This is a genomic window from Synergistaceae bacterium, assembly GCA_012728235.1.
In the GTDB taxonomy this organism is placed as follows: Bacteria; Synergistota; Synergistia; order Synergistales; family Synergistaceae; genus JAAYFL01.
In genome coordinates, this window is the sequence record JAAYFL010000086.1 from 45,161 (window position 1) to 52,407 (window position 7,247).

Annotated in this window: 7 protein-coding genes and 1 riboswitch; of the genes, 5 read left to right on the top strand and 2 right to left on the bottom strand. The window is 39.3% G+C overall.

Annotation, left to right across the window (positions count from 1 at the left end; genetic code table 11):
• Nucleotides 1-20: 20 nt before the first annotated feature.
• Nucleotides 21-857, bottom strand: coding sequence for a solute-binding protein (locus tag GXZ13_05935; GenBank protein NLX75353.1), 837 nt, complete (start codon nt 855-857; stop codon nt 21-23).
• Between the two features lie 89 nt (nt 858-946).
• Nucleotides 947-1,064: riboswitch (molybdenum cofactor riboswitch) on the bottom strand.
• Nucleotides 1,065-1,368: 304 nt separating this feature from the next.
• Here GXZ13_05935 and GXZ13_05940 point away from each other — a divergent pair.
• From GXZ13_05940 to GXZ13_05950, 3 genes are all read left to right on the top strand, one after another.
• Nucleotides 1,369-3,078 carry an adenosylcobalamin-dependent ribonucleoside-diphosphate reductase gene (locus tag GXZ13_05940; protein NLX75354.1) on the top strand — a complete coding sequence of 570 codons (1,710 nt, stop codon included), beginning with the start codon at nt 1,369-1,371 and terminating at the stop codon, nt 3,076-3,078.
• A 183-nt stretch (nt 3,079-3,261) separates the two neighbouring features.
• Nucleotides 3,262-4,764, top strand: a complete 1,503-nt coding sequence (locus GXZ13_05945) for a hypothetical protein (GenBank protein NLX75355.1) — start codon at nt 3,262-3,264, stop codon at nt 4,762-4,764.
• An 88-nt stretch (nt 4,765-4,852) separates the two neighbouring features.
• The gene (locus tag GXZ13_05950) at nt 4,853-6,196 is read left to right on the top strand and encodes an MATE family efflux transporter (protein NLX75356.1); all 1,344 of its coding nucleotides are present in this window, start codon (nt 4,853-4,855) and stop codon (nt 6,194-6,196) included.
• Between the two features lie 141 nt (nt 6,197-6,337).
• Here the strand turns inward: GXZ13_05950 and GXZ13_05955 are convergent, their stop codons facing one another.
• Entirely contained in the window at nt 6,338-6,502 is a 165-nt protein-coding gene (locus GXZ13_05955) for a hypothetical protein (protein ID NLX75357.1), read from the bottom strand.
• A gap of 213 nt (nt 6,503-6,715) precedes the next feature.
• On the opposite strand from GXZ13_05955, the gene GXZ13_05960 reads away from it, so the two are divergent.
• Both GXZ13_05960 and GXZ13_05965 read left to right on the top strand, forming a co-directional pair.
• The gene (locus GXZ13_05960; protein ID NLX75358.1) at nt 6,716-7,087 is read left to right on the top strand and encodes a cupin domain-containing protein; all 372 of its coding nucleotides are present in this window, start codon (nt 6,716-6,718) and stop codon (nt 7,085-7,087) included.
• A gap of 24 nt (nt 7,088-7,111) precedes the next feature.
• On the top strand, nt 7,112-7,247 hold a 136-nt coding region (locus tag GXZ13_05965), incomplete at its 3' end, for a phosphoglycerate mutase family protein (protein ID NLX75359.1).

The window sequence follows — 7,247 nt, forward strand, 5'->3', positions numbered from 1 at the left end:
CAATGAGTTAAGCGTCTACACTACTTGCCATTTGCGTTGGGAAAGAACAGCTGTTTTCCTTCTAGTTTAAAACCGGCTATATCCTTTTGTACTTTTGGAGATGTAATCCACTCAATATACTTAAGTGCCAAATCATATTTGACATGGGCATGCTTGGCAGGGTTAACCGCCATTACACTGTACTGATTTAAAAGATTTTTATCTCCTTCTACAACAATGACCAGTCCTTTTTTCCCTTTTAATGCTGCATCATACTTTACAAAAGTCCCACGGTCGGTGAGGCAATAACCCTGTCTCTCGTCAGCGATATTGATTGTTTTTAACATTCCTTGTCCAGCTTGTACATACCAAGAAGCCTTATCAAAATCTTTTATTCCCGCCTTATCAAGAAGTTTAAGTTCGGCGGAGTGTGTTCCTGATTTATCAGCGCGGCTGACAAGGGGTAGTTTTTTATCCGCAATAATTTTCAACGCTTCTGTGACAGGTTTTCCCTTTATTCCGGCTGGGTCACTATCGGGACCTATAAGTACGAAGTCGTTGTACATTACTTGCCGACGATTAGTCGCAGCTCCCTCGGCCATAAACTTATCCTCTGCCGCCGGATCATGAGTCAGAACCACGTCCACATCTCCGTTTCTGCCGTGATTAAGCGCTTTCCCAGTACCCACTGAAATCCACTTGATTTCAATATTTGTATCTTTAAGAAGAATGGGGGCAAGGTAATCCAAAAGCCCTGTGTTGTCTGTGCTAGTTGTTGTCGCCATCTTGAGCACTGGAGCTGCTTGTGCGCTCCCTCCAAAAAGAAAAAGACAAAGAACAAGAGTCGTAATTATGGAGCGATACTTTTTGATTTTCATAAAACATGGCCTCCTCATAATTTGTTCATAGCCTGAAGTGTGCCATTCGAAGGAGGGTTGACATGGCGAGACTCCTTTAGAGCACGCCACATTGGCAATCCGAACCTCTTTCCACAATGGGAGACGGAACTGTTTCCTATTCCGCCCTAACGGCTTTTTCTCCATAGCAAGTGCCTTAGAAAAAAAAGCTTCAAGGTCTATGACGGTGGATGCTGCAATACATCCGTTGTCATATTACACTATTTCCTCTTTTTTTAAAATATTTAATTTATTAAAGATATATTTCTTTCTAGAAAATATAAAAATATCAAATAAAATTCTAATTTTAAAATAACAGCGTAGAGGCCTATCTCCCTGTTTTTTTCCACAAAGATATCCACAGAGATAATCACACAATATACAGTGTTTCGTGGAAAAGAACCCTGTATATATAGCGTTATCCACTTTACAATCTTGTGTCCTCTCTGATAGTATTACTCGTGAGCGAATAATATTCGCAATTAAGGGGGAAATGATTATAATGCTAATAAAACCATCATTTAATAAGTCTGCGCAAGACATTTTGTTGGATCGCTATCTTTGGAAAGATGACAATGGCGCCGTAAAAGAAACACCGGAACAGATGTTGCTAAGAATTGCAAAACACGTATCTTCAGCGGAGAAAACAACTCCTTTGCAGTACAAATGGGCTGATGAGTACTATGAAATTATGGCGAAACTTTTGTTTTTGCCCAACAGTCCCACAATAATGAATGCCGGCCGACCCGCCCCCCACGGTCAGCTAGCTGCCTGTTTTGTTATAGGCATAGAAGATTCAATGGAAAGTATTTGTGAAGCTATCCGTAAACAAATGCTTATACATAAAAGTGGTGGTGGTACCGGCTTTAATTTTTCCAATCTTCGTGGCTGCGGAGCTAAAGTAAACAGCACAAACGGACGTGCTTCGGGCCCGATTTCATTTATGAGTCTTTTTGATAAAGCCACAGAAACAGTTCAGCAGGGCGGTATGCGTCGCGGTGCAAATATGGGAATACTAAACGTAGACCATGACGATATTCGTGAATTTATCCACTGTAAAGATCAGGATGGCACGATAAGCAATTTTAATATTTCCGTAGGAATATTTGATGACTTTATGGAGAAAGCTCAAGCAAATCCTGATGGAGAAGAAGCCGCTCTCCTTTACGATATTGCAGAATCTGCATGGCGCTCCGGTGATCCCGGCATTATTTTCTTGGATGCTATAAACCGTGGCAATACAACCCCTGATTTAGGGCCGCTTACAAGTACCAATCCCTGTGGAGAGTCTCCGCTTTATGCCAATGAGGCATGCAATTTGGGATCAATAAACCTTTCAAAAATGGTTAAAGATGGCAAGTTTGATTTTGAACTGTTAAAGGATGTCACAGCAGTTGCAACACGCTTCCTTGATAGCGTTATAGATGTAAACCACTATCCTCTACCTGAGATAGGAGAAGCGGTAACTTTAACAAGAAAAATCGGACTCGGCGTCATGGGGTGGGCGGACTTGCTCTTCCAGCTTCTTATTCCTTACGACAGTGACGAAGCATTGGATTTGGCGGATCAAATCATGTCTACAATACAAGAGACATCACATTCTGTTTCTGTTGCTCTCGGAAAAGAAAAAGGCATCCCTGCGTCATTGGAACACCTCGGACGTCGCAACGCCACTTTGACATGTATTGCTCCGACAGGAACTATTGCTTTATTGGCAGATTGCTCTTCCGGGATTGAACCTCTTTTTGCGTTAGAGCATTCAAGAGTGAGAACTCAAATAGATGGGACAAAGGTTGTAATGAAACAGGCCAATCGCTACTATGAGAAAGCCATGAAAAACAATTTATCCGAAGACATTATTAATTCTGTCTTTATTACGTCTCATCAAGTCGCACCGATATCACACGTAAAGACACAAGGGGTTTTTCAAAAATATACAGATCTTGCTGTTTCCAAAACAATAAATCTCTCTAATGACAGCACAGTTCAAGATGTTATTGATTCCTATACCCTTGCTTGGAAAGAAGGTTGTAAAGGGATTACAATTTATCGTGACGGATCGAAATCCGTGCAAGTTCTTTACCGCAAAGAGGAAGATGCCGCAAAAAAACCTGAAGCAGAAAACACAAAAGAACCTGTTCCAGTCCTTGCAACAACAGCAAAGAAACCCTTAAAACTTATGCTTAAACGTAACAGCTACTAAAATTCATCTAACTTATTTATATTATAAAACAGGATGGGTTCCCAAATTTGGGACCCCATCCTGTTTTATGCTCTATAATTTTATTATTAAATTATTAATTTATTTTATTTATAACTTAACAATAACAACATCTATTTTTATAATTATGATAATTCTGATGCAACGAGGACAGGAGTGCATTTTATGCTTAAGAAAAAAACATTAATAAAGATGGCCGTGGCGCTCATATTATTGTGCACTCCATGCTCGCGGGCCTATGCTTTAAAAATTTATATTACAGCTCCCAAACTTGAAGAGCAGGTACTAGAATCCGGAAGAGATTTCTACGTAATTGGCCGAATAGACAGAGAGGGGAGAAAAGCTTCTGACTCTCCAATAGACATCAAAGTAGAAGTTGTTCTTACAGGAGATGCAAGAGATGGGAAAATGAAACCGGTACGAAGTGTACAAAGTCGTGTTGATAAAAAAACCGGAGTCACTCCCATGCGTGATATTTTACTAAAATATGATGGCAAAGCACCACACGTTAAACTAACAGATGAAGAACTGCTTAAATCACCCCCTCCCGATCTTGTTTATCACAGTGAAACTCCAGAAAGTTTCTATGATCCGAGAGTAAAAGCTGTTGTGACAGAGAATAGTTTTGCCGTTTTAATTCAGGGTGGTTGCACAAAATCTTTTGACAGCAGCTATAAAGAAATATATGAAAAAGATTTGGAATGGGGACTATATAGGGTATTACTAACCGTCATATCCGGTGACACAACGCTCAGTGAACATGACGTTTCGCTAAACAGCCATTCTTTCGATATAATGTTTGGTTCTGTTCAAGAAAAAATTCTCGCTCGTTTTTCTCCCATTCAACACGTAAAAAAAGTGGAAAAATTCGTTGAGAAACGAGGAATAAGAATGTACAGAGACCCCTTTCCTGGGTACTGGAGCATAGGGCTCCCCTCCGCATATGAAATACCTTTAAGATGGAGAGAAAATGATGGTTTAGAGTATGTTAGCGGAAAAATCCATGCGATTTTATACAATATTGCTCAAGAGAAATGTGCAACTCAATCAGTTGAAATAGGACGCATTGCTTTTGAAGGCTTTCTCAATTCTGACGAGGTTCTTTATTATTATTACGATATAGGAGAACCTCTCCTTAATATCAAAACTCCTTCCGGAATAAAATCGATTGAGGGCGAAATAATTCCATTTGGATATGAGAAGAAAATTCGTTTTACACGTGCAGAATTTAACAACAAAAGTACCTATAACCCTGCCGACGTCATTGACGTGGTGGATACAAACGTTTACAATTCCGTAGCTGTTAACCGAGGGGAAGACTTTGTTGTCAACGGCGTGGTTACTCCAATTCAACCTCTCCTCTCTGAAGTGGAGCCAAATAGCGACGGAACCTTTTCTGTCAACAATAGAATCTCATATCTCCATTACGATTTTGTTAACATGATAGAAGGAACTCTTCATTCAGAAAATAAACCAGTTCTGTTACAAAGAACTTTTGAGGAAAATAATAAAAAACTAACAGAAGAATCAATATATGAATTTCGACATGCTTTCAGATTTCCCCAAAAAATGGACGGGAAAATAGTTACTGTTATAGTAAAAGGGTATGATGTAAAAGGCGACGAAGTAGCGGGAACTGAAGAAAAGTTCTATTTGCGTGTAAGATAACATATAGAGATGTGGGACATCAACATTATGGAAAGGAAGAATCGTCATAACTACAGAGATTAATACCGGGGGAAGTCAAACTCATAACATGATGCTAAAGGAAAAAACTACAACGTTATTACTCCGCTTTGCCTTGCCTTCCATGTTTGGGATGATTGCTGGTGCAATATATAATATTGTTGACAGAATTTTTGTCGGACACTATGTGGGATCTACCGGCTTGGCTGCAATTACAACAGCCTTTCCTATAATGGTGCTAATGACAGCTCTATCTTCTCTTGTAGGAGTCGGTGGAAGCTCACGAATTGCTATTCTCTATGGTGCAAAAAGAAAAAGAGCTGCCGAACATGTCCTTTCTCAGTCAATAGTGCTTCTATTTTTTATTGGCTGTCTGGTTTCTGTCATAGGCTTTTATTTCACGAATAATATTTTGCACCTCTCCGGAGCCAGTGAAACCCTACTCCCAATGGCTCGCGATTATATGTATATGATTCTTCTTGCAGGCCCTCTTGCATTGATATCCTTTGCGCTAAACCCTCTGATTCGTTCATGTGGCAGCCCACGATATGCAATGACAACTCAAATTCTTGGTGCAATTGCAAACATCATCCTAGACGCAATATTTATTGTTTATTTTAAAATGGGAGTAGAAGGTGCAGCCTTGGGAACTGTTTTGGCCCAAGCGGCCGTAACTGTTTTCGGGCTTGCTTTCTTTACTTTTAAAAACACTCCATTGAGAATAAGGTTCTATTTTATGGTACGCCCTAAAATTGAAATCATAAAAAGGATTATGACTGTAGGAAGCGCGAATTTTATTATGCAGCTTGCCTTCGTTATTTTGGTCACCATTATGAATCGCAAGGTACTTTTTTACGGTGGAGAAATAGGATTATCGGCATTCGGAGTGTTCTTCAGTATAGACACTCTTTTATTCCTTCCGGCCTTTGCCATAGCCGACGCAGTGCAACCTATCATTGGATATAACTATGGTGCCGGCCTTCCTAAGAGAGCAATAGAAACTATTAAAAAATCTCTAGTTCTTGTCACTTCTTTCTATACTTGTAGTTGGATTCTCGCTCAATTTTTTGCTAGAGAAATTATAATGCTGTTTAGTGATGAACCCGAACTCCTCGCATTAGGAATCCCTGGAATGAGAATAGGGTATTCCGGTCTTGTTTTTTTTGGATTAACTGTTATCACGAATGCTGCGCTTCAAGGTCTTGGAAAAGCGAAAGAATCTCTAATGCTTTCGACTATGAGGCAAGGACTTTTCATGTATCCCCTCGTTTTCATCCTTCCTCGCTTCTTTGGTTTTTGGGGGATATGGGCTACTTTCCCGGCAGGAGATTTCTTAGGAGCATTCACAGCTTTCTTTTTCATGAGACGCACAATAAAGTGGCTAAAATCGCCCGAAGCTTTGATAATAAAATAATCTGTTTATAAAAGCATAGACAGAGAAAATGAGCGGTGCTACGATATTTCTCCTGTGAAATAAATTCATGAGAGTCTAACACGCACTACTACATGATGTGAACTATAACTTTTTGTTTGTTTTGTCCCTTACGAAAAAACCTTACTCCATAAAATACTTTATCAGTAAGGTAAAGACTGCAACTCCTACAAAAATAGCCACAGTCCCTCCCGTAGAGATTGAGGAGGATTTTGAAGCCTCCGCCGTAGCAGAACACAACAAGAGAGTAATAGGGGTAAGCAACAATATACTTTTCGTTTTTTTCATACCGTTGGATAAACCACCTTTCAAGACGATTCTGTCTCTATTTTTATATATTTATTTTACTTCCCTTATCAATATCATATCAATATTGCCCTGTTTTTAATAGTCAAGCAATCTCCCTTATACATTATCCTCTTGTATAAATAAAAATAAGTGTTATTCACATTTGTCTTTTTAGGGATAATGATAAAATTAAGGAGCATTGGGGGAGAAAAAATGGATTATCACATACGTAATTTTAAGGATACGAAACGCATAATATCCAGAGATTTATGTGACTTGGCAGAGCTGTTGCATCCCGGCAAAGAAAAGCTCCCATTCGATTCTTTTTCCGTGTCGCATGCTATGCTTTCTCCTCACAGTAAATCTCTTCCACATAAACTTGTTGAATCGACAGAAATATATATAGTCATAGAAGGAGCCGCAACGCTTCATTTAAACCAAGAAAAGATAGAATTAAAAAAGGGGACAACTGTAGTGATTCCTGCATCGGCAGAGCAGTACATAGTCAATGACTCTGATGATAGCTTAGAGCTTTTATGCATAGTTACTCCGCCATGGAGCTATGATGATGAGATAATCAATTAATTTTTTATAATAGAGAGGTTAGATATGACAAAAGGACTTAATATTTTTTTAATGAGACACGCAAAACCGGACCTTCCTCATGGAGGAAGGCTTTATTACGGACAAACAGATTATCCTCTTTCAAAGGAAGGCGAAACTCATGCCATGCAAATTGGAGAGA

Bases quoted from the DNA above. Each gene is read 5' to 3' on its own strand.
- GXZ13_05950 (NLX75356.1), top strand. From the start codon at position 4,853: ATGATGCTAAAGGAAAAAACTACAACGTTATTACTCCGCTTTGCCTTG.
- GXZ13_05955 (NLX75357.1), bottom strand. From the start codon at position 6,502: ATGAAAAAAACGAAAAGTATATTGTTGCTTACCCCTATTACTCTCTTG.
- GXZ13_05935 (NLX75353.1), bottom strand. From the start codon at position 857: ATGAAAATCAAAAAGTATCGCTCCATAATTACGACTCTTGTTCTTTGT.
- GXZ13_05960 (NLX75358.1), top strand. From the start codon at position 6,716: ATGGATTATCACATACGTAATTTTAAGGATACGAAACGCATAATATCC.
- GXZ13_05945 (NLX75355.1), top strand. From the start codon at position 3,262: ATGCTTAAGAAAAAAACATTAATAAAGATGGCCGTGGCGCTCATATTA.
- GXZ13_05940 (NLX75354.1), top strand. From the start codon at position 1,369: ATGATTATAATGCTAATAAAACCATCATTTAATAAGTCTGCGCAAGAC.